Genomic DNA, 26,170 nt, shown 5'->3' on the forward strand with positions numbered 1-26,170 from the left:
ATGTAAACCCCCCCCCCCACCCCCGCCCCCCCGAAAAACCAAAAAAAAAAACAAACACCACAAAAAAAAAAACCCGGGGGGGGTGGCCCCCCCCCCCGGTTCTTTCGGCCCAAGGGCGGGAGATTTGAAAATGGTTAGCGCGACACGAAACAGTTGCCGCCGGCAGCCTTGTAGTTGGTGCACAGGCTGATCGCATCGTTGCGCGACTTCGCCGGGACGCGAACGCGATAGAACGTTCCCTTGCCGGCGATCTCGGCCTTGACGATGTTGGCCGTGTGGCCGGAAAGCACGCTGCCATAGCGACGCTGCAGATCCTGATAGGTCGACTGGGCGCTTTCGACGGTCGGCTGCGAGGCGATCTGCATCGACCACGAGCCACCGCCGGTCGAGGCCGCCGCCGGACTGATGGATGCAACCTGGTCGGGCTTGACTTCACCGACGACGTCGACCGGCTGGTCGGACGGACGCTGCGGCGCCACCGGAACCGTGGCCGGCGTGTTGGCAGGCTGGTTGGTTTGAGCTTCAGCCTCAGCCGTGGGCACGGCGGCCAGATTGACTGCTTCCGGCGTGGCGGTTTCGGCCCGGTCGCCGGCCACTGGGTCGCCCACCGGATCGCCGCCCAACAGGTCGCCACTTGCCTGGTCGGCAACAGACGCTACGGTACCGGTCTGCGCCGCGTCGCCGGCCTGACCCGCCGGGGCCACAAGCTGCGGCGCCGGATCGACAGGCTCGACGGCAGCCACCTGCGATGCCGCGGGCGCCGGATTCTCGCGCGCAACCAATGACCCATCTGATTTGACGACCATGGTTCTCACCTTGCGTGGCGCAACGGCGACGACATCCGGCTCGATGCCCTGCTCGGCCTCTTGCAGAACCTGGGCGATACGATCCTCGGACTTGGGTGCCGGCGCGGCGGCGTCGGCATTCCCGGCCGCTTGCGTGCCGCCGGCCGCTTGCGTGCCGCCGGCCGCATCGGCGGCTTCAGCCGTGTCGATGTCGTCGGGCGAAAGATCGACCACACGGCTCTGCGGCGGTTCCTTGGCCGCCACGTCCACCGGCTCTTCGGTGTTGGTGACCAGTTTTTCCTGGACCGGTTCGGCAGGCCTCGCGCCCCCCTTGGCCACGGCGTCGTAAACCTTGTTGTCCTGGTTCGGCACGACGGTGCCGCCCGGGTTTTCCGGCCTGACCTTGATCGGTGCGTTGTCCGCCTTGACGATGACCGGCGCATCGGTGCCGCCGTTGCCGCCGAAAGACAGCGCGAAGGCGCCGAGACCGCCGGCGATCGCCACGGCGCCGACGACTGCGGCGACCAGCAGGCCGCGGCTCCGGGGCCTCGCGGCATTCTGCTCGGCCAGGCCTGGAACCGACATGGCCTCATCCAGTTCGGGGTCGTAGTCGAGTTCGTCCAGGGCAAAATCGTTGGCTTGCGCTTGCGAAACCGGCCGGCCGCTGGGCAAGTCGCCCAGATCAAAGCCGCTGGCGGCATCGGCGTAAGACGCACTGACGGGCGCTGCTGCCGGTCTCGCCGCATAGGTCCGCGTTTCAACGCGGTCGGGCTCATGGCCTGACTGGAACCCGGCCGCTGACTGGAACCCTGCCCCCTGTTGGGGTCCGGCCCCCGGCTTGAATCCGGATTTGTAGGATTCGTCGTCATACGCCGTGCTGCGCGCCGGGCCGGCAGCGACGTCCACGGCATTCATTTCCGAGAGAAGGTTGGCGAACTCGGTATCGAGATCGTCATAGGCAGGCGCCGGCGGTGCGTCTTCATTGACGTCGAGTTCCGGAATATCGAGGTCGTCCGCCAGCGCTACGACGCGCTCGGGCACATCGACTGTCTCGACATCGGGCATCTCGTCATATGCAGAGGCTTGTTCGCTTTGATCGGGCGCAGGTGCCGCATTGGCGGCATCGTCTTCGGCCGGCTCATCCTGATAGGCCGGCTCATCCTGATAGGCCGGCTCATCCTGATAGGCCGGCTCATCCTGATAGGAGGGTGCCGCAGCGGTTGGCGGTGTCGTTGTTTCTGTGGTCGCCGAAGCCGTCGGCTGGGCTGCAAAGGCGGGTTGCGGCTGTGCCACCGGCGTTACGCGGCTCCACGAACGGGCCGGCGCAGGCGCGGCGGAGGGTGCCGCCATCCAGCTGAGCGAATCATTCGGATCCTGCTGTGGAGCGGCGTCATCGCCATGATCCAGACCGATGTCCTTGGCGAAGGCGGCGTGCAATGCATCGTCGTCGAAATCGATATCAGCCGGTCCGGCAGCGTCTTCGGCGCCGAAATCATGGCCCACGAGCCCGTCGAGGAGAACGGTGTCGAGGTCGGCGTCGGCGGCCTGGACCGCGTCTTCATTCGACTGCTCCGAAAGGTCTTGCTCGTCAAGGCTCCCGGCCAGTTCGTCGGTGGGATCCACTGGTTCGTCGGCGGCTTCTCCAGCCGCGGCTACAGGTTGCTGGACCATGGCGGCCGCGGACGCTGCCACCGGGGCAGCCCGTGCGCTCATGGTGCCCAACAGCGCGTTCAATTCGTCTTCGAGGCTCCGCTCCTCAGCGACGGCGGCTGGCGCCGTCGGTTCGGCTGCAACGCCGGGGGCCCGAGTAGCCGGCTCCTCGGCTTCATCGGCAAGCGTGTCGTCGAAGCTCAATTCAAAATCGTCGTCGAACGCATGTTCCGGGGTCGCGGCGGAAGGCTCGTCGTCGTTGGCGGCGATAGAATCCGGCTCGTCAATTTCTGGCTCGTCGACTTCGACCGGCTCAGCCGTGCGAATGTCGAAATCCATGTCGACGTCATCCATGGCGACGTCGGCCATAGTGTCGTGGTCGGCAAAGTCCTCGTCGGACTCATCCGAAACGGCCCAAACAGCCGCAGCGGGAGCCTCGACAGCGGCCTCGATCGGCTCATGCTCGTCGAGCGTCAGCTCGTCTTCGAGCGAGCTTGCGACGGCGTTGTCGAATTCATCGTCGAACGCGGGTTCGGCGGCCGGCGCGGCGATGTCGGCGGCTTCGGCAGCCTGCTCCACCTGCACGTGCTCGTCGAGCGTCAGCTCGTCTCCGAGTGAGCTGGCGACGGCGTTGTCGAATTCATCGTCGAAGGCGGGGTCAGCGGCCGGCGCGGAGATGTCGGCGGCGGTATTCTGTTCGTCCGTCGCATCGTCGTCCAGCCGGAAATCCTGTTCGAGCGACGCAGAGAGTTCGTCGTTTACCGGCAAATCGTCTTCGAACGGCGACACGTCTTCGAGCGAACTGGCGATCGCATGGTCAAAATCGTCGTCGAACGCCGCTTCAACAGCCGGCGCGGATACTTCGGCAACACCGGAACCCAGGTCGGCGGCGGCAACGGCATGGGCAGTTTCGTCCGCCGTGTCGTCGTCCAGCCGGAAATCCTGTTCGAGCGACGCGGCAAGCTCGTCGTTCCCAAGCTCGTCGTTCCCAAGCCTGTCGTCCAACGGCAAATCGTCTTCGAATAGCGACACGTCTTCGAGCGAGCTGGCGAGCGCTTCGTCGAAATCGTCGTCGAAAGCAGCTTCAGCAGCCGAGGGAGTTCCGGCAACGCCAGAGCGCACATCGTCGGCAGCAATGGCAACGGCGGTTTCGTCTACCGCATCGTCGTCGAGCAGGAGATCCTGTTCGAGCGACGCGACAAGCTCGTCGTCGATTGGGTCAGTAGCAGCCGCGTCGAAAGCCGGCTCGCGAAGCTCGGCTGCGCCGTCATTGGCGTCGCCGCCGAATTCGCCCATCAACTCCTTCTCGAGGTCGATGCCGAAATCGCCGTCGTCCGCTGGCTGACTTGCTGCAGCCGCCGTCGACTGGGCCTGCGGCTTGACCGGCTGGCGCGGGTCGAAGCCCATGATCCTGGTCAGTTCCGCGAACGGATCATCGTTGGCGATATCGTTTTGGGCGGCTGCTTTCAGCTGGGTTCTGTCTGCCATTATTGTTCCCGAACTCGCACTCATTCGGACGCCGTTGACGTCGCGCAGGGTTGGCCCTTACCAGCGCAATGTGGGCAAAAGGTGACAGGTTTTTTAGTCAAACCTAACGCATTTCGGTGGGCGCATCGGCTCCGATCAGCGTCAGGCCGGACGTCAAAACGTCCGAAACAGCCTGCACCAGCCCTAGTCTGGCATGGGTCAATTGTCGGTCGTTAACCTTAACAAAACGTAAGTCGGGATTTTCGGTGCCGCGGTTCCAATGTCCGTGGAAACTGGAGGCGAGATCGTAGAGGTAGAATGCCAGCCGGTGCGGCTCGAGCGCAAGTGCCGCGGATTCGATCAGCCGCGGATATTCGGCAAGCTTCCTGATCAGGCCGATCTCGCCTTCGTCGGTCAGCGAAGCGGTGGCGGCGGCCAGCCGATTGCGGTCGAAATTGGCCTCGCCCAGCTGTTCGCTCGCCTGCCGGAACACCGAATGGCAGCGCGCCGAGGCGTACTGGACGTAGAACACCGGATTGTCCTTCGACTGCTCGGTCACCTTGGCGAAGTCGAAATCGAGCGCCGCATCGTTCTTGCGGTAGAGCATCATGAAGCGGATCGGGTCGCGACCGACCTCCTCCACCACTTCGCGCAGCGTTACGAAATCGCCCGACCGCTTCGACATGCGCACCGGCTCGCCCTCGCGAAAAAGCTTCACCAACTGGCAAAGCAGCACGGTGAGCTTCACCTCGTCGCCGGAAATCGCCCGGGCGAGCGCTTCCAGGCGCTTCACATAACCGCCATGATCGGCGCCAAGCACATAGATCAGCTCGACGAAACCGCGATCGACCTTGTCCTTCAGATAGGCGACATCAGCGGCAAAATAGGTGAAGGTGCCGTCCGACTTGACCAGCGCCCGGTCCATGTCGTCGCCGACCGCTGTCGAGCGGAACAGCGTCTGCTCGCGATCCTCCCAGTCGTCCGGCTTCTCGCCCTTGGGCGGCGGCAGCTTGCCCTTGTAGATATGGCCCTTGAGGGTCAGGTCGTTGATCGCCGAGCGGATTTTCCGGGCGTTGTCGGCGTGCAGGGTGCGCTCCGAGAAAAAGACGTCGTGATGCACATTGAGCAGCGCCAGATCCTCACGGATCATTGCCATCATCGCGTCGATCGTCCTGTCCTTGACAAGGGCAAGCGCTTCCTCATCCGGCATCTGCAGCAAAGAACGGCCAAATTCGCTTACCAGAGCCTGGCCGACCGGCACGAGATAGTCGCCTGGATAGAGCCCGGCAGGAATCTCGCCGATGTCGTCGCCGAGCGCCTCGCGGTAACGCAGCATGGCGGAGCGGCCGAGCACGTCGATCTGCGAACCAGCGTCGTTGATGACATATTCCTTGATCACGTCATAACCGGCGAAGGCCATCAGATTGGCGAGCGCATCACCCACCACCGCGCCGCGGCAATGGCCGACATGCATCGGTCCGGTAGGGTTGGCCGAGACATATTCGACATTGGCCTTCTTGCCGCCGCCAACGGTCGAGCGGCCGTAATTGCGGCCTTCGCCGAGCAGCGCAGTCAGATGCACCTGCCAGAACGCGTCCTTGAGCCTGAGATTGACGAAGCCCGGACCGGCAACGTCTGCAGCGGCGATGTCCGGGTCGGCGCGCAGCGCTTGCGCCAGCCTTTCAGCCAGTACGCGCGGCGGCTGGCCGGTCGGCTTGGCCAGCACCATTGCCGCATTGGTCGCCAGGTCGCCATGGCTGGCGTCGCGCGGCGGCTCGACGGCGACGCGCGACAAGTCCAGCGAACCGCCGTCTTTGTCTTTCAAATCAAGCGCTTCGACGGCCTTTATGATTCGCGCGTTGAAATCGGCGAAGATGTTCATTGGTGTGGCCCTGGCTCTGGCGGCTTTGCGGGAATCCGGTCTATTGGCCGGCAAAATCGCGCCCCGCCTAGCTTAATTCAGGCGTATGGTCAAACAAACGGCGGTGTTCCTTCAAAGCGTAGGTATCCGTCATGCCCGCCAGGAAATCGGCGACGCTGCGCGCCTTGATGCGATCATCAGCCCGGTCGAGCCCTTCGCGCCAGCCATCGGGCATGGCGCGCGGATCGGCGAAATAGACCTCGAACAGGTCGTTGACGATCTGCTCGGCCTGGTTGCGCACGCGCACGACTTCGCTGTGTCGATAGAGATGCTTGTAGAGAAAGGCTTTCAATTCCTCTTCGAAAGCGGCCATTTCGGCTGAAAAGGTCACCATCGTCTCGCCTGCCGCCCTCACCGCGTCGGCGCTGTCCGGCTTGATGCGGGCCAGATTGGCGGTGGTGGAGACGATGACATCCTCGACCATCATCGTGATCTGCCGGCGCATCAGTTCGTGCCCTGTCCTCACATCGTCCAGCGCCGGATAGCGCTGACGCACGCCGTCGAGGATCGAGCCGGGCAGCGAAACCTTTTCCAGCATGTCGAGCTTCAGAAGGCCCGACCTCAGGCCGTCATCGATGTCATGGCTGTTGTAAGCGATGTCGTCGGCGATCGCCGCGCACTGCGCCTCGATGCCGGCGAAGCGGTCGAGCTCGAGGTCGTGCAGCTCCGAATAGTCGCGGATCGCTTGCGGCACCGGCCCCTTCAGCCCGTTTCCGCTGGCGTCGGTCAGCGGTCCGTTGTGCTTGACCAGTCCCTCCAGCGTCTCCCAGGTGAGGTTCAGCCCGTCGAATTCGGCATAGCGGCTCTCCAGCCGCGTCACCACGCGCAGCGACTGTGCATTGTGGTCGAAGCCGCCCCAGGCCGCCATCTTCTGGTTCAGCGCGTCCTCGCCGGTATGGCCGAAGGGCGTGTGGCCGAAATCGTGCACCAGCGCCACCGCCTCTGCCAGGTCCTCGTCGCCGCGCAGCGCCCGCGCCAGGGCGCGCGCGATCTGCGCCACCTCGATCGAATGCGTCAGCCGGGTGCGGTAATGGTCGCCCTCATGCGCGACGAACACCTGCGTCTTGTGCTTCAGCCGGCGGAAGGCCGTCGAATGGATGATGCGGTCGCGGTCGCGCTGGAATGGCGTGCGGGTCGGGCTCTCCACCTCGTCGAACAGCCGCCCGCGCGACTTTGCCGGATCGCAGGCATAGGCGGCGCGCGGCCGATAACCAAATCCGATGTCGCCCAACTCATTTGTCATCGCCCCAACCGATTTCCATAACCCCAACCAATTTCCATAGCCCCGCCAATTTCCATCGCAGTTGACTTGCCCCCTCGCGCTTCATACCTATCATGTGAAACCGAAAGCAAGGTGACGCCCATGGGCGCTGATGCCAAGACCGCCATGAAAGTTGAGATGACCGACGCCGCCGCCAGGCGGATTGCCAAGATTGTGTCTGGCGAAGCCGGCAAGACGGCGCTGCGCGTTTCGGTCGAGGGCGGCGGCTGTTCCGGCTTTTCCTACAAGTTCGACCTGGTCGACACCCGCAACGATGACGACGTCGCCATCGAGAAGGACGGCGCCACCGTGCTGATCGATGACCTCTCGCTGGTCTATATGGGCGGCTCGGTGATCGATTTCGTCGACGATCTGATGGGCCAGTCGTTCCAGATCAGGAACCCGAATGCGGTCGCCTCGTGCGGCTGCGGCACCAGCTTCAGTATTTAGAGAATGCCTACCATTAGCGCGGTCCGTCAGGTCGCGCTTTCAGCCGGGCGCGATCTCGATGCAACGCTGGCGTTCTGGCAGGATGTGCTTGGCATGGCCGTGCACGTGCGCTTCGATCCGCCTGGCATCGCCTTCATCATGGCCGGCGATGTCCGGCTGCTGTTCACCGATGGCCTGCCGGCCGGCACCGTCTATCTCGACATTTCGGGCCTTGACGATTTCCACGCCTCGGCAAAAGCCGCCGGCGTCCCCTTCACCGCGCCGCCGATGCTCGTCCACCGCGACACCGAGGGCCTGTTCGGGCCGGCGGGGGAAAGCGAATGGATGGCCTTTCTAAAGGATCCGGCAGGCAATACGATCGGCCTCGTCGAACGCCATCCGCCCGAGCAGCAATGAGGCCGTCATGAAAATCGTCACCTGGAACATCAATGGTGTTCGGGCCCGCATCGGCAATTTGACGCACTGGCTGACGGAAAGCGCGCCCGATATTGCCTGCCTGCAGGAGATCAAGACGGTCGACGAGCAGTTTCCGCGGGCCGAGATCGAGGCGCTTGGCTACAACGTCGAAATCTATGGCCAAAAGGGATTCAACGGCGTCGCCATCCTGTCGAAGCTGCGCTTCGACGAGGTCATCAGGGGCCTGCCGGGCGACGATGCCGACGATCAGGCGCGTTTCATCGAGGGCGTGTTCTCGACCGACAAGGGCGCGTTGCGCGTTGCCTCGCTGTATTTGCCGAACGGCAATCCGATCGATGACGAGAAGAAGTTCTCCTACAAGCTGTCCTGGATGGCGCGGCTGGAGCGCTGGGCCGAGGAAAGACTCGCGCTCGAAGAGGCGTTGGTGCTGGCCGGCGATTACAATGTCATCCCCGAACCGATCGATGCGAAGTTCCCGGAGAACTGGCTCGGCGATGCGCTGTTCCAGCCGCAGACCAGGCAGGCGTTCCGCCGGCTGAAGAACCTCGGCTTCACCGAAGCCGTGCGCGCGGTCAGCGACTCGCCGGACATTTTTACGTTCTGGGACTATCAGGCCGGCGCCTGGCAGAAGAACAACGGCATCCGCATCGATCACTTGCTGCTCTCGCCCGAGGCCGCCAATCGCTTTTCCTCGGCCTCAATCGAAAAGCACGTGCGCGCCTGGGAAAAACCCTCGGACCACGTGCCGGTGGCCATCGAATTGGGTTTTGCGCCAATCTGATCATTTCGGGGCCTGAACCGCCGGATTGCCGGTGGATGGACCGTCATATCGCCACAATCGGGGTTTCCGCTGCAATCCGGGTTCGGCCGGGGTTCAGGATGACGATCAGGTTTGCGATTTGCCCATGTGCCGCCGCGCTCGCCCTCGCGGCGACGTCGGCGTTTGCCAATCCTGCATGCCTGGCCAACGGAACATCATTCCAGATCGGCCAGGTCGCCTGCCTGACGCTTTCCGGTCGGAGCCATCTCGCCCGCTGCGACATGGTGCTCAACAACACGTCATGGACAAGGATCCGGAACGATTGTCCTAAAACCAAGCTGGCGCCGCCGGCCACGCCGATTTCAACGCCGGAGTCCGGTCCCGTTCCGACGCAACCGACCGAGAATTGATCCCGACTTTTTCGAGATCGCCACTCTTCCTGACTATTGACCCAGCCTTTCTTGGCTGTTGGCGTCGCGACTACCGGTCGCCGCCACCCTTGGTGAGGATGTCGTCGGCCAGCGAAATCGCGGTGCGGCGGTCGGCCTCGCCCGCAGCGGCAAACGCCTCTTCCTGCATGCCGCGTATCCATGGCTGGTCGGAAGGCGCGGCCCGTTCAAGCGCCGCGGTCATCATCGCCAGCCCCCGAACGATCTTGCCGCTCTGGAAGAGCAGGTGGCCGAGCGTCGCCTGCGCGCCGGCATGGCCCTTTTCCGCAGCGAGCTGGAACCAGCGTCCGGCCTGCTTGATGCTCGCCTTGACGCCGCCCTTGCCATTCAGGAAGATCTGGCCCATCTCGAACTGGGCATTCGGGTTGCGGTAGTTGGCGGCGGCGCGCATGTAGTACTCCTGGGCCGCCACCTCGTTCTCTTTGATCGGGCTGCCGGGGATGCCCTTCCTCAGATAGTCGCCGAGCGCCACGAGCGCGTCCGAGACATAGCTCTCTTCCGGCGAGCCGGGCTCGACGTCCTGGTCGACGATCTCGCTGAAGAACTTGAACGCCGCGTAGTCGTCGCGCTCGACGCCGTCACCCTCGGCATACATGCGCGCAAGCTTCCAGGTGGCGCCGATCTGGCCGTTTTCGGCCGCGTATTTATAAGCCTCAGCAGCCTGCTCCTTGCGGCCGTTCTTGTAGGCGGAGAAGCCGAACTGGAACACCGCCCACGGGCTCGACTGCGGCTTCACGCCGGTCTTGTCGTCGAACACCTTGTCATCGAAGGCCATGGCCTGGCCTGCGGCGCCCAAGGTCGCGCCAAAAGTGGCGATCGCGACCAGTGCCGAAAAGACAGACAGCCTCAGCAACTCAGATATCCGCATAACAATGTGTTTCTCTCGCACCACCGGGATGGGTGACCGCCCCGTCGCGGGCAGGCCCTACCGTTTGTGCATATTTCCAGATCGCGCCCGACTGATAATCGGTCGCGCGCGCCTTCCATGCCTTTGCCCTGGTCGCCAGTTCGGTGTCGGACAGCGCCACCTCGATGGTGCCGTTCACCGCGTCGATCGAAATCAAGTCGCCATCCCTGAGCAGCCCGATCGGGCCACCCACGGCGGCTTCCGGCCCGACATGGCCGATGCAGAAGCCGCGTGTCGCGCCCGAAAAACGCCCGTCGGTGATGAGAGCCACCTTGCCGCCCATGCCCTGGCCATAGAGAGCCGCCGTCGTCGATAGCATTTCGCGCATGCCCGGACCGCCGCGCGGCCCCTCGTAGCGGATCACGAGGACCTCGCCCTCGCTGTAGCTGCGATCCGTAACCGCCTGGAAACATTCCTCTTCCGAATCGAAGCAGCGTGCCGGGCCAGAGAATTTAAGCTCCGACATGCCCGCGACCTTCACGATCGCGCCTTCGGGGGCAAGGTTTCCCTTCAAGCCCACGACGCCACCCGTTCGGGTGATTGGTCGGTTGGCGGGACGGACCACATCCTGGCTATCATTCCAGGCAACGTGCTCCATATTTTCGGCTAAAGTGCGGCCGGTCACGGTCAGGCAGTCGCCATGCAGATAGCCGTGGTCGAGCAACGTCTTCATCAAGAGCGGAATGCCGCCGGCCTCGAACATGTCCTTGGCGACATATTTGCCGCCCGGCTTCAGGTCGGCGATATAAGGCGTCTTCTCGAAGATCCTGGCGACGTCGAACAGGTCGAACTTTATCCCCGCCTCATGCGCGATCGCCGGCAGATGCAGCGCCGCGTTGGTCGAGCCGCCGGTGGCCGAGACCACGGTCGCCGCATTCTCCAGCGCGTCCAGAGTGACGATGTCGCGCGGGCGGATATTTTTTGCGATCAGCTCCATGATCTTTTCGCCGGAGGCGAAATTGAAGCGGTCGCGCATCTCATAGGGCGCCGGCGCCCCGCAGGAATAGGGCAGCGCCAGCCCGATCGCCTCGGCGACGGTGGCCATGGTGTTGGCGGTGAACTGGGCGCCGCAGGAGCCGGCCGACGGACAAGCGGCTTGCTCGATTTCGAGGAGTTCGGCGTCGCCGATCGTGCCGGCCGAGTGCTGGCCGACGGCCTCGAACACATCCTGCACGGTGATCTGCCGGCCCTTGTAGGAACCGGGCAGGATCGAGCCGCCATAAATGAAGATCGACGGCACGTTGAGCCGCACCATGGCCATCATCATGCCGGGCAGCGACTTGTCGCAACCGGCAAGGCCGACCAGCGCATCGTAGCAATGGCCGCGCATGGTGAGTTCGACCGAATCGGCGATGACCTCGCGCGACACCAGTGACGATTTCATGCCCTGGTGACCCATGGCGATGCCGTCCGTGACGGTGATGGTGCAGAATTCGCGCGGCGTGCCGTTCGCCGCGGCAACGCCCTTCTTGACCACCTGCGCCTGGCGCATCAGCGAGATGTTGCAGGGTGCCGCCTCGTTCCAGCAGCTGGCGACGCCGACCAGCGGCTGCGCGATCTCGGCCGCCGACAAGCCCATCGCATAGAGATAGGAGCGGTGCGGCGCACGCGCCGGACCGACGGTCACATAGCGGCTGGGCAGCTTGGCCTTGGAGATGACTCTGGCGTTCATTCTCTTCCCTTGCCCCGGGCGATGCGACCTGCGGTGCGACCTGCCCCAACGCCGAGCCCTTTGGCATGCCCTGGGACGCATTCGAGGTGCGCCGGGTTTATGGCGGGAAGTAGGCAATGTCGGCGGGCGCGGTTGTGGCGCGAGGGTTGTTCAGAAACTGTTGCCAAAACATCACGATCGCGTGAGGCAGAGGGAAGCGGGGTCGTTGCAATGACGGAGCAATGCCATCAGCTTGGGACCACCGGCCAGAAGGCCCACTCAACCAAAAAGGCCGGGCATTGCCCGGCCTTTTTATCGTTTAATTTGAGTAACCTACCACTTGACCTTGAAGGAAGCTGAAAGGGCGGTCACGAGATCGTCGCCGAAATCGTATGAAACGTCTGTGCCGTGAGGAATTCCGTCCTCGTCAGTGACCACTCCGACCGAACCACTGGTCAGGATGCCGATGGCACCGCCAAAGCGGAGTTCGACGTTTTTGGTGGGCGAGAAAGACGCGCCGGCACCAACCGTCCAGGTATCGGTTTGGGTGCTCAAGCCCGTGGTCGTTCCGCGATCCCAGGTAAGCGTCGCTGCAGCGCTCCACTGATCGTTGAACTTGTGGCCGATACCGCCGGATACGGTCCATCCGTCGCGATAGAGCAGATCCAGAGACGTGACGAAGCTCGGGCCTCCGAAGGTGCAGCCAACCGGAGCGCCGACAGCGCAGAAATTGACAATCTGCAGCACACTCCAGTCGACCCACTTCACCGACCCGAAGGCAAGCCAGCCCGGAGCAATACCCGACTGGACCTTGAACTCGACCGACTGCGGCATGCTCGCCGTACCGATCACAGGAATTACACCCCGGCCAGGGACCTGTGTAAGATCGACGTCCCCGGTCACGTCTCCCAAATCAACTTCGCTGTTGTAGACCAAGCTGGCACGGAGCGCGATTTCCGGAATCTCATAAGCGGCGCCGATGCGCCAGCCAACCCCGTTGCCTTCGAGGTCGATCCGACCTACGCCGGTGAAGGGTACAGGAAAGCCGGTAAAATCCTGGACCAGCCGCTCCTTGAAGCCACTGATATCCTGGTAGAACACACCGCCAATGAAGCGAAACTGGCCTTTGCCCGCATCCATCTTGTAGGAGCAGGTGGCTGCAAAATTTTCGCTTTCGATCTTGGTTTCGATATTGCTGTTGGCACCTGCCCAATTCAGACCGGGGGCCGAATGGATCCCCCAAGGCTGTGAATAATCGCCCATGCAATCGAGGTGGTCCCCGACTCCGACCTTAATTCCCATGCGGGGGACAAAATAGCTCTCCGAATCATCGGCAGAACCGGACCGAGAGTTCAAATCGCCACCGCCACGACCAGTAACGGGCGGTGGAAATGCGCTACTTGTATCCGTGTCTACGGCATTCTTGATCTTCCGTTCCGGCATCACATAAGTGCCCGAAAGCTCTCCGGCGACAGGCGCCGGATCGAAAAGCAGGTCGATGTTGTAGCCGCCGCGCTCAAGGCCGCCGGCATGCGCCGTCCCGATCAAAGCCAGCGAAAAGCACCCCGCCCCCAGCAGCGCTTTCCGACGCAAATTGTTCATGAATGTCCCTCCCCTAGTACGAATGGACTAAGCTAGAACCAATTCGAGTTAACGGCGCAACAACGAATTCTCGATGCGTACATGTACGCCTTCGCCGACCGCATTTCAGACAAAGTGACAGCTCCACAGCAAAGCCGGAAAACGGCTTGTTTGGCGGCAAATCGAGCAAAAACTCGGAAAAACGCACATGGAACGGCGCCAAAACCGCCCGTTTTGCGGCAACTGAGCCCATTGTTACATTATGGCAACAATGGGGCTAAAACATTCCGTTTACGTCAAGATTTACGCTGCGGAATGCCTATTTTTCGTGCAGCAAGCCGCCCGAAAAGCGCGGTCGCAGGACTCGCGAATCCTGAGCATCAGGCGCCCAAGAAGCGGAAGACGGTTTGGCAAATCCGCTCCTCCGCCAATTCGGTTCTCAAATACCACAGATGGGTCAACCGGCGTCGCGCACGCGTGTCAGCGCCACCGAAAGCTTCTCTTGCGCCTCGCGATACTCGGCGAGTTTTTCGCGCTCGGCTTCGACGACATCGTCCGGCGCGTTGGCGACGAATTTGTCGTTGGACAGCTTCTTGTGCAGGCGGGCGATCTCTTCGGTCACCTTGACCAATTCCTTCTGCAGCCGCGCCGCCTCGGCGGCAAGGTCGATCAGGCTGCCGAGCGGCAGGCAGATGGTGGCTTCGTTGAGCACGATCTGGGCGGAGCCCTTGGGCGCCGTATCGACAAGCGAGATGTCGCCGACCCGCGCCAGTCGCTTGACGGCCGATGCCTGACGCTCAAGCCTTTCGCGGGTTGCGGTATTGGCGCCGATCACCATCAGCGGCGCGATCGCCGCCGGCGGCACGTTCATTTCCGAACGCACGGAGCGGATGCCTGAGACCAGGTCGATCAGCCAGTTGATGTCGGCGGCCGCTGCCTCGTCCTCGAAGTCGGGCGACGGCCACGCGGCATGGCAAAGCAGCGACGGCCGTTGCTTGCCCTCACCCGATGTCTCAGCCCACAGCTCTTCGGTCATGAACGGCATCATCGGATGCAGCAGCTTGTAGATCTCGTCGAGCACGAAGGCGACGCAAGCCCGGCTCTCGGCCTTGGCTGCCTCGTCCTTACCCATGAAGACCGGCTTCAGCAGTTCCAGGTACCAGTCGCAGAACAGGTTCCAGACGAAGCGGTAGGCAGCAGTCGCAGCCTCGTTGAACCGGTATGAGGTGATGCCGTCGGTGATTTCGCGCGCCACGCGTGTCAGTTCGGTCAGGATCCAGCGGTTGACCGCCAGCTTGGCGTCGTTCAGCCAGAAATCGTCGTTTCTCGCGACGTCGTTCATCTCGGCAAAACGCGTCGCGTTCCACAGCTTGGTGCCAAAATTGCGGTAGCCGGCGATACGAGCCGGATCGAGCTTCACGTCACGCCCTTGCGCGGCCATCACCGTCAGCGTGAAGCGCAGTGCGTCGGCGCCATATTCGTCGATGAGATCGAGCGGGTCGATGACGTTGCCTTTCGACTTCGACATCTTCTGCCCGTTCTTGTCGCGCACCAGCGCATGGACATAGACGGTGTGGAACGGCTCCTCGCCCATGAAATGCAGGCCCATCATCATCATGCGAGCGACCCAGAAGAAGATGATGTCGAAGCCGGTTACCAGCACGTCGGTCTGATAGTGGGTCTTCAGCTCCGGCGTCTGGTCCGGCCAGCCGAGCGTCGAGAACGGCCACAGCGCCGACGAAAACCATGTGTCGAGCACATCCTCGTCGCGGATCAGGATCTCGCCCGGCTTGAAATTCTCGAGCTTGTCCTCGACCCAGGCCTTCCACGGCCCTTCCAGCGCCAGATAATATTCGATTGCGGCGGCGAGCGCCTCCTCCTCGGTCTTCTCGACGAAGATGCGGCCGTCCGGCCCGTACCAGGCCGGGATCTGGTGTCCCCACCAGAGCTGGCGCGAAATGCACCAGGGCTGGATGTTCTCCATCCAGTCGAAATAAGTCTTCTCCCAGTTTTTCGGCACGAACCTGGTGCGGCCCTCGCGCACCGAGGCGATTGCCGGCCTGGCGAGCTCCGCCGCGTTCGCATACCATTGTTCGGTCAGGAACGGTTCGATCGGCACGCCGCCGCGATCGCCATGCGGCACGGCATGGCGATGCGGCTCGACCTTTTCGAGGAAGCCGCCCGCCTCCATCAGCTCGACGATCTTCTTGCGCGCGACGAAACGATCGAGGCCGTTAAGCTCATCCCAGACGGCCTGACGCTCGGGCGTTACCTCCAGCCCGGCGAGAAAGTCGTCATTGTCGGTGAGCGCGACCGCCGCCTCGACGGTGAGGATATTGATGGCCGGCAACTTGTGGCGCCTGCCGACCTCAAAATCGTTGAAGTCATGCGCCGGCGTGATCTTGACCGCGCCGCTGCCTTTCTCCGGATCGGAATATTGGTCCGCCACCACCGGGATCTTGCGGCCGACGATCGGCAGGACGAGGTTCCTGCCGAGCAGATGCCGAAAACGCTCGTCGTCGGGATGCACCGCCACCGCCGTATCGCCCAGCATCGTCTCGGGCCGCGTCGTCGCCACGGTGATGAAGGTTTTTGGATTTTCCGGATCGAAAACCTCGCCCTCGACGGGGTAGCGGAAATGCCAGAGATTGCCGTTGACTTCCTGCTGTTCGACCTCGAGGTCGGAAATCGCAGTCAACAGCTTCGGGTCCCAGTTCACAAGGCGCTTGTCCTTGTAGATCAGGCCCTCCTTGTAGAGGGTGACAAACACTTCGAGCACCGCCCTGGACAGCCCCTCGTCCATGGTGAAGCGCTCTCGGCTCCAGTCGGCCGAGGCCCCCAGCCGCTTCAGCTGGTTGAAGATCGCGCCGCCGGATTCGGCCTTCCACTCCCAGACCTTCTCGATGAACTCATCGCGCGTCAGGTCGCGTCGGTGGATCTGCTTCTCCATAAGCTGGCGCTCGACCACCATCTGGGTGGCGATGCCGGCGTGGTCCATGCCGGGCTGCCACAGCACGTTCTTGCCGCGCATGCGCTCGAAGCGCACCAGAATGTCCTGCAGCGTGTTGTTGAGCGCATGGCCCATATGCAGCGAGCCGGTGACGTTCGGTGGCGGGATGACGATGGTGAAGGCTTCCGCGCCCTCCTCGGCGCCTGCGCCGGCACGAAACGCGTCGGCCTCCTCCCAGACTTTGGCGATCTTCGGCTCGACGATCTTTGCGTCGTAGGTTTTTTCGAGCATGGGAAGGCGTCCGGGCTGTCGGGTTTTTGCTGGTCCGGTGTAAATCGGAAGGTTTTGGCCAAGTCAACCGCAAGCAAGCGGCAGACGGCCATGCCAGCAAATAGCGCCTGGGCAGATCGGGGCAACTTGCAGAAGTGGGCGTCGCAGGGCAATCGCTTGGAGGTTTGCGCTGCCCCTCATTGCCCTGCCGGGCATTTCTCCCCGTATAGTGACGGGGAGAAAGACACATCGCAAAAGATTTCGCCAATTTCCAGCGTTGCAGAAAGTGCGCCAAGGTTGCGGCCAGCCCGTCACTATACGGGGAGAGATGCCGGCAGGCAGATGAGGGGCGGCGCCGACTTCGGCGATTTGCCGGTTACTGCGCGCCGCGCGCTACACGTTCAATTTCTTCGCGCACCAGCCGCTCGACCAGCGTCGGCAGATTGTTGTCCAGCCAGTCCTGCAGCATGGGCCTCAGCATCTCCTCGGCCATCTCGTCGAAGGTTTTCTTGCTGCGGCTGGCGAACGCATCGGAAAGCTCGCCGAAGGCGGCGGCAACTTGCCGGCCGGTATGTTCGGAAAGGATCGCCGGACGAGCGGACGGTGCCTCGCTCGTCGCCGGGCGCGCCAACCCGCTTCGCGGCGGGGCCGGCTCGAAAGCAGGTTCGGCCGCGTCCTCGATATTTTCGGCCTTCGGTTCGGCATCCGGCGTCTGTCGCAGCTCTGTCCTGTCTGGGGCCCTGTCCGGCTTGGCCGCGGTCTTCGCTTCGCTGATTGCGGCGATATCACGCCGCCACCCGGCAACGATACTGTCGGTCGTCTCCGCAACCCTTGCCGTCGCAGGCGCATTCGGCTCCGGCTTGGCGGCCGGGGCCGCTTCGGCCGCGACCCTGTCACCAGCAAGCGTCACGGGCGATTTGACCGGAGCCGGATCGGACCGCACCGGCGGCTCGACGCGCGCGATGACAGGCTCGACGGCCGACGGTTGCGCCTGCACCTCGGTCAGCGTGGCCGGCCTCCTGGCGTCGAATCCCGGACGCAACTCGGCGCGAAACGCGCCTGCCTCCGGCGGCGCCCCGCCTGCCGCCGGTGCCGGCACAGCTGCCGCCGGTGCCGACACGGCTACCGCCGGTGCCGGCACGGCTACCGACGTCAGATCCTGCAGCAGGTCGTCCGTATCGTCCGACTGCTTGCGGCCGGTGTCGTTGTCCTCAATGATCCTCCTGATGGAAGCCAGTATCTCCTCCATGGAAGGTTCGCGCTGTACGCTGCTTGCCGTCGCCATCGTCACATCCGCCGCCCTTGTGACTCGTTGCAGATTTCCTGTCCGGCCAAAGCCCGGATTCGAATCATGGCAACAGCGTAACCCACGGATCGCCTTACGAGAATCCCCAATCTGAGGGCATGTTGGATTTCAACAGATTAGAGCCCGCGCGACCTTTTGGACGCGCAGGCTCTAAATAGCTTGAAACTGGACGGAAGTTGAAACTGGTGAGGGGATCAGCGGCCGTCTGGCGTGCGCAGGCCGAACCACTTGTCCTTGACCGCATTGTAATGTTCTTCGGGCTTGTATTTCACGACCTGAAGGGCGAGACGCTCGACCGAAAGATGACCGATAGCCGACAGGATGGCATAGCTCGCCACCACCAGATCGCGTTCGGCGCTGGCCTGGTTGATCTTGGCGGTGATGAGCGTGGCCTGCGCGTTGAGAACGTCGAGCGTGGTGCGCTGGCCGACGTTGCGCTCCTCGATGACGCCGCTCAGGGCAAGCTGCGCGGCGGCGATCACCTGCCTGTTGGCCACCACGGTTTGCTGAGCGGCGGTATATTGCGTCCACGCCGAGGTCACGGCCTGCCGCACGGTGTCGCGGCTGACATCGACCTCGATCCGGGCCTGGCTGAGCGATTCCTTGTTCTGACGTACTATCGCCGACGTCCGCCCGCCCGAATAGATCGGTATGGTCAAGGTGGCGCCGATGCTGGCCGAATTGGTTGTGCCGTCCTGCCCCGTATCGGCGGAGCCCGGAGCCGTTCTGCGATAGGCGCTGGAAACGCCGGCGGAAGCCGAAAGCTGCGGCAGCAGCGCGCCTTCGGCCGATTTCACCGAAAACGCCGCCGCGTCGACCAGGTGCTGGGTGGCGAGGATGGCCGGGTGCTCGATGGATGCAATCGCGATAGCCGCATCGAGGTTCGACGGCAACAGCTTCGCCAGCGGCGAAGCGGCCCTGAGCCTGCCTGGCTCGTCGCCGACGATCTGGCGATAGGTCGCAGCGCTCGCCAGCGCCTGCGCGCGGGCGGCCGCCAGTTCCGCCACAGCGGAGGAGCGCTCGGCATCGGCCTGCGCAACGTCGGTGCGGGTGCCTTCGCCGACCTCGAAGCGCGAACGCGCGGCGCGCGCCTGCTCGGTCAGGAACTGCAGGTTTTGCTCCGTCAGCACCGCCACTTGGCGGTCGCGAATCACGTCCATATAGGCGCTTGCCGCATTGAACAGGATGTTCTCTTCGGTGTTGCGCAGGCTCTCGAACGAGGCGCGGACCTGCGCTTCGGCGGCGGCGACGTTGTTCCTGGTCTGGAAGCCGTCGAACAGGGTCTGGTCGATCTGGACGCCGAAGTTGCCGGTGGTTAACGAAAGGTCTCGACCCGGCCCGCTACGGGGATCGAAATGGCTTCTGGAGAAGTCGATGTTCGCGGAACCGGTGATGGTCGGGCGCCAGCCGGACTTGGCGATGGCAACGCCCTCATCGGTGACGCGGACGCCGGCGCGGGCCGAATTGAGCTGGGAATTGTTCTGATAGGCTTTTGAAAGTGCACCGAGAATGGTTTCCGCCGAGGCGCCTAGCGGAGAAAGCGCGGTCGCCGAGAAGAGGACGGCGGCAAAAAGACTCTTTCGTAAAGACGGCACGTTATTCCCTCATTCGTTTTGCATGGGAACCACACCGCGCCGGCTTCCCCCATTCGAGCAGCCGGCGCCGTGTGTTTCAGGTTCCCTGCTGTCTGCCCCCAAAAGAACACCCCGGTTGTGCGGATCAGCAACAATTGTTCAAGCGCAAGCGAACATGACAACGGCTTTGCTGCAAGCCAAAATCACTCAGAACTCGAACGCACGAATACGATCGAATCCCGGTAGTGGCTTAATTGCCGCATTAAAGGCGCCTCTTCCGGTTACGACCCCCCCTGTTTTCAGGAACAATCGGGCCACGCCCGAATTCCCCTGCCCTTCGACGGCGACGAGCCGACCGCCTTCCGCAAGCTGGTCGAGCAGCGGTTCCGGCACTTTCTCGACGCTGCCGCCGATGAAAATGACGTCGTAGGGCGCTCCCGCGGCATGGCCTTCCGGCAGCGGTCCCTTGACCACGCTGACATTGTCGCAGCCCAGCGCCGAAAGCGTCGACATCGCGGTCTCGACCAAATCCGGATCGCTTTCCAGCGCAACGACGGACTTTGCCAGCCGCGACAGGATCGCCGCCGCATAGCCGGTGCCGCAGCCGACATCGAGCGCCGAATCGCCAGGGCCGATCTCGGCCAGTTGCATCAGCTTGGCCAGCGGCGAAGGCTCCATGAGATAACGCGGGCCGTCCGCGGTATTGGCAATGCGGATGTCCTCGTCGATATAGGCCAGATCGCGCTGATCGGGGGCGACAAAGGCCTCGCGCGGCACGACAAGCATCGCCTCGAGCAGCGGCGCGCTGGTTACGTCGGTGGTGCGGACCTGGCCGTCGACCATTTTTACCCGACGTTCGGCAAAATCAGCGCTCATGTTCCAACCAATCCGCCCAAGACCAACCTGTTCAAGATCAATCCGCCCAAGATCGATCCGCTTGCCGCGCCAAGACCGCGGCTCATGTCGACTGGAACTCAAGCCCCCTGGCGCTGGTGCGCGGGAGCTTGGGCAACTGGAGGCCTCGCCCGGAATCGAACCGGGGTGCAAGGATTTGCAGTCCTCTGCGTAACCACTCCGCCACGAGGCCTCATTGCTCCCGGCGTTCCACCCGGTTCCAATAGGTTGCGGCGAAAATGCCGTCAAGCGGCCATGGTGCATTCCCGACGGTTTCCCCTCGGCCATGATGCCACGCGCCGAGCCAACGACACGCATGCTCCGAGAACCGGAGCGCAGCGGACGTCAGAGCGCTGCGCCTCCAATTGGACGCGCGGCGCCGTAGGTAAGCGCAGAACCGCCATCATCTGGCCGTCGGAGCAGAATTTCCAAACAAGGCTCTCAGCCAGTCCGGGCATTTAGCCAGCTGAGTCGAGCCGGAAAGACGCCTTCGCAGGGCTTGCCGGCTTGCGAAGTCGGTATAGCCGTCAGTTCGGCCGCCGCCGCCGTTCCCACCACACGACGAGCCGGCGCCGGTGGCGGCGCACCACGGCAAACTCGTAGGAGAGCACCAGCAATCCGATCGGCACCATCCAGAAGCCCAGGATCGGCAGAAAGCCGAGAATGCCGCCGAAGATCAGCACGACGCCGATTGCAATCCTGAGGCCGCGCGAGCGCGGCATGGTGAACTCACGGCCGAAGACCGATATTTTTCGTGCCGGTGGGTGGTTGTGGCTTGCTGCGCTCATGTCTGGTCAGTGGTCCGTTCGGGCAAAGTAAAAGCTTCAGCTGACGAAAGCCGCAACCGCCTTTTCGGTTCCGCGCACCCCGCCAGACGGCTCATATGAGGACGCACGCACATGATTGCCAGAAATCGTGGCGCGAAAAAGCGCCGAAAAATACGAAATGCTTCTTTGCAAAGCCGAAACGGGTTTGCTATAGGCTGCGCCACTCACATGAGAGCCTCTGTTCCCCGGTAGCTCAGTGGTAGAGCAACCGGCTGTTAACCGGTTGGTCGCTGGTTCGAATCCGGCCCGGGGAGCCAACGCCTTTTCTACGCTACGGCGCGATATTGCGCGCAGACATGCGATTTTTTCTGCGCATCGATCCGATTCGTTCTCCTGGAATGGCTCGCAAAACGCAGAGATGCCGATCGAAGTCAGTGATAGCCTAGCGTAGCGCCCTCCCCCTCGCCTAGGCCTGCAAAAGCCCTCATCGTAAATTCGGCGGCCACATCGTGAAAAGACCTACAGCCGGCGCGATTGCGCCAAAACGAGCCGCTACATAGATTCGGCCGGCGAAACCTTCCAGCTCGAGAACGGGAAGAATTGATCTAAGGCGACCACTGCCAGGCTGCCACTGGACGACAGCCTTGCGCCTCCTCTTGGACATTGCGAGAGATGCCCGGAAGGTCGCGTCAAACCCTTGCGTCGTTAACCTTAGCCGGGGAAGCCGCTAACCAGTCGGGCGCACGCCGCGACAAATTTGTCGCTTGGCATGCGGCCATCCGCATCGCGGCGAATACTCCGGCTTAAGCCGGTTAAGGAAAAACATTTCGAGCCTGCCCCCATGCTTGGTTTCGATGGCGCCTCACGGCTTTTCGGCCATCCTACTGGGGCAGCATTTGGCATATTGGAAGCGGTGTTTTGGCGCGAACGTCTTCACCAATAACGAGCCGCACCGCCCCCGAAATATGCGCGAGTCGAGCCGTGCCTAGCCTCAATGACAGAGCCATGAAGCGCGAGGGCGCAAGATAACTTGCCTTCAGCGCCGACATCGCGGTCGTCTGAAATCGCACTGTCGCTCCAGCCCGTCGCCCAGTCGTCTAAACCCGCTGCAGTGCGATAGCGATCCCCTGACCCACGCCAATGCACATCGTCGCCAAGGCGTATGTTTTCCCAAAGGCGGCGAGTTCGAGAGCTGCGGTTCCAGCTATCCTCGCGCCGCTCATGCCCAAGGGGTGCCCCAAGGCAATGGCGCCGCCGTTGGAATTCACTTGGCTTGCGTCCTCAGGGATCCCCAAGTCGCGAAGCACTGCGATGGCCTGGCTCGCGAAAGCCTCGTTGAGTTCGATCACCTCGAATTCCGCCGGTGCAATCCCAAGGCGAGCGCAAAGCTTCTTGGTGGCCGGTGCCGGCCCAAAGCCCATAATCCGAGGTGGCACGGCGGCGACCGCACCACCTAGTATGCGGGCAATCGGCGTAAGCCCGTAGCGCTTGGCCGCTGCCTCCGACGCGATGATGAGTGCCGCAGCGCCGTCGTTCACGCCTGAGGCATTGCCAGCGGTGACGCTCCCTCCAGAGAACAGCGGCTTGAGCTTCGCCAGGGCTTCCATCGTGGTGCCGGCTCGAGGGTGCTCGTCCAGCTCGACGGGGATTGCGCCGCCCTTTTTCTGAGGGACCATTACGGGGACGATTTCCCGAGCAAGCCTGCCGCTCTTCTGCGCGGCGATGGCCTTGTCTTGGCTGCGCACCGCAAAGGCATCCTGCGCCTCGCGCGACACGCCAAAGTCCCGAGCGACGTTCTCACCGGTTTCCGGCATGGAATCCACGCCGTAGTGCTCCTTCATGCGCGGGTTGACAAAGCGCCAGCCGATGGTCGTGTCGTAGATCTCGGCATTGCGAGAGAAAGCCGTCTCGGCCTTGGGCAGCACGAACGGGGCTCGACTCATGGACTCGACGCCGCCGGCGATGACCAACTCCGCCTCACCGGACATGACCGCGCGGGCTGCCGTGATCACAGCATCCATTCCGGAGCCACAGAGGCGATTGATTGTGGTGCCGGGGATGCTCACAGGCAGGCCGGCCAGAAGCGAGCTCATACGAGCAACGTTCCGATTGTCCTCGCCGGCTTGATTGGCACATCCGAAAATCACGTCGTCGACTGCGTCCCAATCGACACCTGAGTTCTCCGCGATCAAGGCCCTGAGAGGAACGGCACCCAGGTCGTCCGCTCGGACCGAGGACAGGACGCCGCCGAGGCGGCCGATGGGCGTGCGCTTGTAGGCGCAGATGAAGGCTTCGCTCATTCCTAAACCTCCGGAACAATTAGGTCGCCGACCGTGCCGTCGACGAGAAGCTCGGCACCAGTTACCGCTTGCAGGGCGTCGAGGCTGAGCTTGGGAAGCTTCTCGCGCAGCACGAAGCGCTGGTTCTCGATGTCGACAACGGCAAGGCTGGTATAGACGCGGGTGACGCAGCCAACGCCGGTCAGCGGCAGGCCGCAGCGCCTGACCAACTTGGGGCGTCCGTCCTTGGTCACGTGGTCGGTGACCACAGCAACGCGCTTGGCGCCATGCACCAGATCCATGGCACCGCCCACGGCCGGCACGCCCTTAGGGCCCGTCGACCAATTGGCGAGGTCGCCATTTTCAGCCACTTCGTAGGCACCCAGAATGGCGACGTCTAGATGGCCGCCGCGGACCATGGCGAAGCTGTCGGCATGGTGGAAGAAGGCTGCGCCCGGCTTCAGCGTTATAGCCTTTTTGCCGGCGTTGATCAGGTCCCAATCTTCCTCGCCCTCCGGGGGACTTTCACCGAAATTGAGCACGCCGTTCTCTGTGTGAAAGATCGCTTGCCGGCCGGGTGGCTGGAACTTGGCCACCATCTCGGGGAATCCGATGCCCAAGTTCACATAAGCACCGTCGGCAATGTCCTGAGCGGCCCGCCAGGCGATCTGTGCGTTGGTGAGTTTCTCGGTCATCCGTAGGCCACTCCTGCCCGCATAAGGGCCTCTTCCTGTTGGGCACCCGCGACTTCCACGATGCGGTCGACGAAAATGCCCGGGGTAACGATCTGCTCCGGATCGATCCCACCAGGCCGGACGATCTTTGAGGCCTGCACGACGGTCAGCCTGGCGGCGGCGGCCATTAGCGGCGAAAAGTTACGCGCCGCCTTGCGATAGGTGAGATTACCCATGGTGTCGGCCAGTTCGGCCTTGATCAGGGCTGCGTCCGACTTGAGCCAACGTTCCTGCACGTACATGCGACCATCAAACTCGGCGGCCGGCTTCCCCTCCGCCAAATCGGTGCCGAAGCTGGTCGGCGTGTAGAAGGCCGGAATGCCCGCGCCGCCGGCACGGATACGCTCGGCCAACGTTCCCTGCGGCACGAGTTCGAGCCCGATCTGGCCAACACGATACTTCTCGGTGAAGGCGCGCGGATCGGCCGAGCGCGGAAACGAGCAAACCATCTTCGCGACCATTCCAGCGTCGATCATCGCCGCGATGCCGATCCGGCCATTGCCGGCATTGTTGTTGATCACGATGAGTGCCTTGGGAAAGCCGGTGGCGCGAAATCGATCGATCAGAGCGTGGATGAGTTCGATCGGGGCGCCTGAGCCGCCAAATCCACCAATCATCAGCGTCATCCCGTCTTCGATCCCGGCTACTGCTGTGGCGAGATCGGGAACCGTCTTATCCATAAAACCATCCTTCACGGCGAAGGCCGCTGCATCAATCGGGTGCGCGGGCTGGTGCCCGTGCACCCGATAAGACAGTGGCGAGCGCGATACCCGAAGCGAAGAATAGTCGACGGTTGATAGCCATTTTCTCCTCCTGATGACGGCTGTCCTAAAGAGCGCTCCTCCTACGAATGCGCCCGTCCTCTCAATGGGGTTATTCTCGCATGGCGGCTGGCGCGATAAAGCGCGCGAACATGGAAACAGTGTTGCGGTTGTTGCAAAAATGACTCACGAAAAAGCCCGACAACCTGGAGGTCACCGGGCTAGAAAGTTAAAGGTGAGCCTACGACGCGACTGAAACTTCAGCACCCGCTAGTTCGGACGACCTGAACATGCCTTCGAGCAGCCGATTGACGTTGTGGGCCTGCGTTGCCGGCACGACCGACGGCGAGCCCGACCGCAGTGAGGCAGCGAACGCCGCTGCTTCGCGATCGAAATAGATCGGGTTACCGATCTCGGCGATCTCGGGAGAATAGACCGTCTTTTTGGTCGCCCAGATTTCCGGGAAGCTCGTCTCACGCCACTCCGTCCATCCTTGCTGATGACCGTTCTTCCCACTGTCGTAGATCTTGTACGACGCCGGCAGAGGGCACGAGTGCATTATTCCCTCGGTCCCGTATGCCGACAAGTCCCAACTCTCCGTCCACGACAGCGGATCCCATGACATGAAGTCGACGGTGACCAACTTGCCGGGGTAGTTGAGGATCGCGCCACCGGCGTCTTCCCGAGACTCGGCGCCGAACACCAGCGGAAACTTGGTAATTCTAGCGTTGACTGTATCGGGCATGCCGAAATGGAGCAGGATGCGATCGATGAGGTGGCAGGCGATTACGAACATCGCTCCACCTATGTCTCCAGGCTGATTCATGTGGGCGGTAGCTGCCTCATTATGAGAGCAGCCGGCATGCGCCCTGACCTGGAGAACTTTCCCCAATCGCCCGCTTGCCAGAACCTCCTGCATCTTTCCGATGGAAGGCGCGAAACGCCAACAGTACCCAACCTGAAACAGGCCGTCCGTCTGGTCGACGGCGGCGACGATACGCGCGGTGTCGGCCGACCCTCGGCCGGCCGGCTTTTCACAAAGCACGGCCTTTCCCGCTTCAAGCGCCTCGATGGCAAAATCCGCCATAGCGTGGCTTTTGGGATGCACAAGCACCGCATGGACATCGGCATCCGCCAGGATCTCGTCCTTGCTTCGGGGCTCCAACCCAAGCGCATCGACAAACGGCGTCAGAAGCGGACTTTCGTCGTGGGCACCCAGCAGGCGCACCCCCGACATTCGCTGAAACGCCTTTACCCTGCCGGATGTGTGGGGGTGCGTAATTCCCAGGCAAGCGATGCCGAGCATGGCATCTTCACCAATAGCGTAGCCCATGGC

The 26,170-nt window shown here is 62.8% G+C and carries 18 protein-coding genes and 2 tRNA genes; 4 read left to right on the plus strand and 16 right to left on the minus strand.

Going from position 1 to position 26,170, the window contains the following annotated elements; genetic code table 11:
• Nucleotides 1-134: 134 nt before the first annotated feature.
• From AC0L2A_RS18180 to AC0L2A_RS18190, 3 genes are all read right to left on the minus strand, one after another.
• The gene (locus tag AC0L2A_RS18180) at nt 135-3,923 is read right to left on the minus strand and encodes an SPOR domain-containing protein (RefSeq protein WP_473609920.1); all 3,789 of its coding nucleotides are present in this window, start codon (nt 3,921-3,923) and stop codon (nt 135-137) included.
• A 103-nt stretch (nt 3,924-4,026) separates the two neighbouring features.
• Complete coding sequence (gene argS, locus AC0L2A_RS18185) at nt 4,027-5,784, minus strand: arginine--tRNA ligase (protein WP_473609921.1); 1,758 nt, start codon at nt 5,782-5,784, stop codon at nt 4,027-4,029.
• A gap of 67 nt (nt 5,785-5,851) precedes the next feature.
• Entirely contained in the window at nt 5,852-7,066 is a 1,215-nt protein-coding gene (locus AC0L2A_RS18190) for a deoxyguanosinetriphosphate triphosphohydrolase (protein ID WP_287240624.1), read from the minus strand.
• Nucleotides 7,067-7,186: 120 nt separating this feature from the next.
• Here AC0L2A_RS18190 and erpA point away from each other — a divergent pair, with 120 nt between their 5' ends.
• Genes erpA through xth form a run of 3 tightly spaced genes read left to right on the plus strand, consistent with a single transcriptional unit; the run spans nt 7,187 to nt 8,732 of the window.
• Nucleotides 7,187-7,534 (plus strand): iron-sulfur cluster insertion protein ErpA, encoded by a 348-nt coding sequence (gene erpA / locus AC0L2A_RS18195; protein ID WP_006335221.1) that lies wholly within the window; start codon nt 7,187-7,189, stop codon nt 7,532-7,534.
• Nucleotides 7,535-7,537: 3 nt separating this feature from the next.
• On the plus strand, nt 7,538-7,930 hold the full coding sequence (locus AC0L2A_RS18200; protein WP_023802579.1) for a VOC family protein: 393 nt from the start codon (nt 7,538-7,540) through the stop codon (nt 7,928-7,930).
• 7 nt (nt 7,931-7,937) lie between these two features.
• Nucleotides 7,938-8,732, plus strand: coding sequence for an exodeoxyribonuclease III (xth, locus tag AC0L2A_RS18205; protein ID WP_236388633.1), 795 nt, complete (start codon nt 7,938-7,940; stop codon nt 8,730-8,732).
• 459 nt (nt 8,733-9,191) lie between these two features.
• On the opposite strand, the gene AC0L2A_RS18210 is transcribed toward xth, so the two are convergent.
• The 9 genes from AC0L2A_RS18210 to AC0L2A_RS18250 all read right to left on the minus strand — a co-directional run bounded on the left by AC0L2A_RS18210 (nt 9,192) and on the right by AC0L2A_RS18250 (nt 21,081).
• Nucleotides 9,192-10,028 carry a tetratricopeptide repeat protein gene (locus tag AC0L2A_RS18210; RefSeq protein ID WP_023802582.1) on the minus strand — a complete coding sequence of 279 codons (837 nt, stop codon included), beginning with the start codon at nt 10,026-10,028 and terminating at the stop codon, nt 9,192-9,194.
• Nucleotides 10,015-11,739 carry a dihydroxy-acid dehydratase gene (gene ilvD / locus AC0L2A_RS18215; protein ID WP_473609923.1) on the minus strand — a complete coding sequence of 575 codons (1,725 nt, stop codon included), beginning with the start codon at nt 11,737-11,739 and terminating at the stop codon, nt 10,015-10,017. The genes AC0L2A_RS18210 and ilvD overlap by 14 nt, the downstream gene beginning before the upstream one ends.
• 312 nt (nt 11,740-12,051) lie before the next feature.
• Nucleotides 12,052-13,320, minus strand: coding sequence for an OmpP1/FadL family transporter (locus AC0L2A_RS18220; protein ID WP_091596901.1), 1,269 nt, complete (start codon nt 13,318-13,320; stop codon nt 12,052-12,054).
• Nucleotides 13,321-13,756: 436 nt separating this feature from the next.
• Nucleotides 13,757-16,540, minus strand: a complete 2,784-nt coding sequence (locus tag AC0L2A_RS18225) for a valine--tRNA ligase (protein ID WP_473609924.1) — start codon at nt 16,538-16,540, stop codon at nt 13,757-13,759.
• Between the two features lie 355 nt (nt 16,541-16,895).
• Nucleotides 16,896-17,804, minus strand: coding sequence for a PopZ family protein (locus AC0L2A_RS18230; RefSeq protein ID WP_473609925.1), 909 nt, complete (start codon nt 17,802-17,804; stop codon nt 16,896-16,898).
• Between the two features lie 215 nt (nt 17,805-18,019).
• On the minus strand, nt 18,020-19,420 hold the full coding sequence (locus tag AC0L2A_RS18235; RefSeq protein WP_473609927.1) for a TolC family outer membrane protein: 1,401 nt from the start codon (nt 19,418-19,420) through the stop codon (nt 18,020-18,022).
• Nucleotides 19,421-19,606: 186 nt separating this feature from the next.
• Nucleotides 19,607-20,275, minus strand: a complete 669-nt coding sequence (locus AC0L2A_RS18240) for a protein-L-isoaspartate O-methyltransferase family protein (protein ID WP_473609928.1) — start codon at nt 20,273-20,275, stop codon at nt 19,607-19,609.
• Nucleotides 20,276-20,412: 137 nt separating this feature from the next.
• Nucleotides 20,413-20,486 (minus strand) — tRNA-Cys (locus AC0L2A_RS18245).
• Nucleotides 20,487-20,820: 334 nt separating this feature from the next.
• Nucleotides 20,821-21,081, minus strand: a complete 261-nt coding sequence (locus AC0L2A_RS18250) for a hypothetical protein (protein ID WP_023802589.1) — start codon at nt 21,079-21,081, stop codon at nt 20,821-20,823.
• 221 nt (nt 21,082-21,302) lie between these two features.
• On the opposite strand from AC0L2A_RS18250, the gene AC0L2A_RS18255 reads away from it, so the two are divergent.
• Nucleotides 21,303-21,377: transfer RNA gene (locus AC0L2A_RS18255), tRNA-Asn, on the plus strand.
• Between the two features lie 780 nt (nt 21,378-22,157).
• Here AC0L2A_RS18255 and pcaF read toward each other — a convergent pair.
• The 4 genes from pcaF to AC0L2A_RS18275 form a co-directional block, all read right to left on the minus strand.
• Nucleotides 22,158-23,360: a 3-oxoadipyl-CoA thiolase gene (gene pcaF / locus AC0L2A_RS18260; RefSeq protein WP_473609929.1), complete on the minus strand. Its 1,203-nt coding sequence runs from the start codon at nt 23,358-23,360 to the stop codon at nt 22,158-22,160.
• A 2-nt stretch (nt 23,361-23,362) separates the two neighbouring features.
• The gene (locus AC0L2A_RS18265) at nt 23,363-24,034 is read right to left on the minus strand and encodes a 3-oxoacid CoA-transferase subunit B (RefSeq protein ID WP_473609931.1); all 672 of its coding nucleotides are present in this window, start codon (nt 24,032-24,034) and stop codon (nt 23,363-23,365) included.
• Complete coding sequence (locus AC0L2A_RS18270) at nt 24,031-24,753, minus strand: 3-oxoacid CoA-transferase subunit A (RefSeq protein WP_473609957.1); 723 nt, start codon at nt 24,751-24,753, stop codon at nt 24,031-24,033. The genes AC0L2A_RS18265 and AC0L2A_RS18270 overlap by 4 nt, the downstream gene beginning before the upstream one ends.
• A 322-nt stretch (nt 24,754-25,075) precedes the next feature.
• The gene (locus AC0L2A_RS18275; protein ID WP_473609932.1) at nt 25,076-26,167 is read right to left on the minus strand and encodes a Gfo/Idh/MocA family protein; all 1,092 of its coding nucleotides are present in this window, start codon (nt 26,165-26,167) and stop codon (nt 25,076-25,078) included.
• Between the last annotated feature and the right edge of the window lie 3 nt (nt 26,168-26,170).

It is taken from the genome of Mesorhizobium sp. WSM4844 (genome assembly GCF_055811775.1).

Bases quoted from the DNA above. Each gene is read 5' to 3' on its own strand.
- AC0L2A_RS18180 (WP_473609920.1), bottom strand. From the start codon at position 3,923: ATGGCAGACAGAACCCAGCTGAAAGCAGCCGCCCAAAACGATATCGCC.
- argS (WP_473609921.1), bottom strand. From the start codon at position 5,784: ATGAACATCTTCGCCGATTTCAACGCGCGAATCATAAAGGCCGTCGAA.
- AC0L2A_RS18190 (WP_287240624.1), bottom strand. From the start codon at position 7,066: ATGACAAATGAGTTGGGCGACATCGGATTTGGTTATCGGCCGCGCGCC.
- erpA (WP_006335221.1), top strand. From the start codon at position 7,187: ATGGGCGCTGATGCCAAGACCGCCATGAAAGTTGAGATGACCGACGCC.
- AC0L2A_RS18200 (WP_023802579.1), top strand. From the start codon at position 7,538: ATGCCTACCATTAGCGCGGTCCGTCAGGTCGCGCTTTCAGCCGGGCGC.
- xth (WP_236388633.1), top strand. From the start codon at position 7,938: ATGAAAATCGTCACCTGGAACATCAATGGTGTTCGGGCCCGCATCGGC.
- AC0L2A_RS18210 (WP_023802582.1), bottom strand. From the start codon at position 10,028: ATGCGGATATCTGAGTTGCTGAGGCTGTCTGTCTTTTCGGCACTGGTC.
- ilvD (WP_473609923.1), bottom strand. From the start codon at position 11,739: ATGAACGCCAGAGTCATCTCCAAGGCCAAGCTGCCCAGCCGCTATGTG.
- AC0L2A_RS18220 (WP_091596901.1), bottom strand. From the start codon at position 13,320: ATGAACAATTTGCGTCGGAAAGCGCTGCTGGGGGCGGGGTGCTTTTCG.
- AC0L2A_RS18225 (WP_473609924.1), bottom strand. From the start codon at position 16,540: ATGCTCGAAAAAACCTACGACGCAAAGATCGTCGAGCCGAAGATCGCC.
- AC0L2A_RS18230 (WP_473609925.1), bottom strand. From the start codon at position 17,804: ATGGCGACGGCAAGCAGCGTACAGCGCGAACCTTCCATGGAGGAGATA.
- AC0L2A_RS18240 (WP_473609928.1), bottom strand. From the start codon at position 20,275: ATGAGCGCTGATTTTGCCGAACGTCGGGTAAAAATGGTCGACGGCCAG.
- AC0L2A_RS18250 (WP_023802589.1), bottom strand. From the start codon at position 21,081: ATGAGCGCAGCAAGCCACAACCACCCACCGGCACGAAAAATATCGGTC.
- pcaF (WP_473609929.1), bottom strand. From the start codon at position 23,360: ATGAGCGAAGCCTTCATCTGCGCCTACAAGCGCACGCCCATCGGCCGC.
- AC0L2A_RS18265 (WP_473609931.1), bottom strand. From the start codon at position 24,034: ATGACCGAGAAACTCACCAACGCACAGATCGCCTGGCGGGCCGCTCAG.
- AC0L2A_RS18270 (WP_473609957.1), bottom strand. From the start codon at position 24,753: ATGGATAAGACGGTTCCCGATCTCGCCACAGCAGTAGCCGGGATCGAA.
- AC0L2A_RS18275 (WP_473609932.1), bottom strand. From the start codon at position 26,167: ATGGGCTACGCTATTGGTGAAGATGCCATGCTCGGCATCGCTTGCCTG.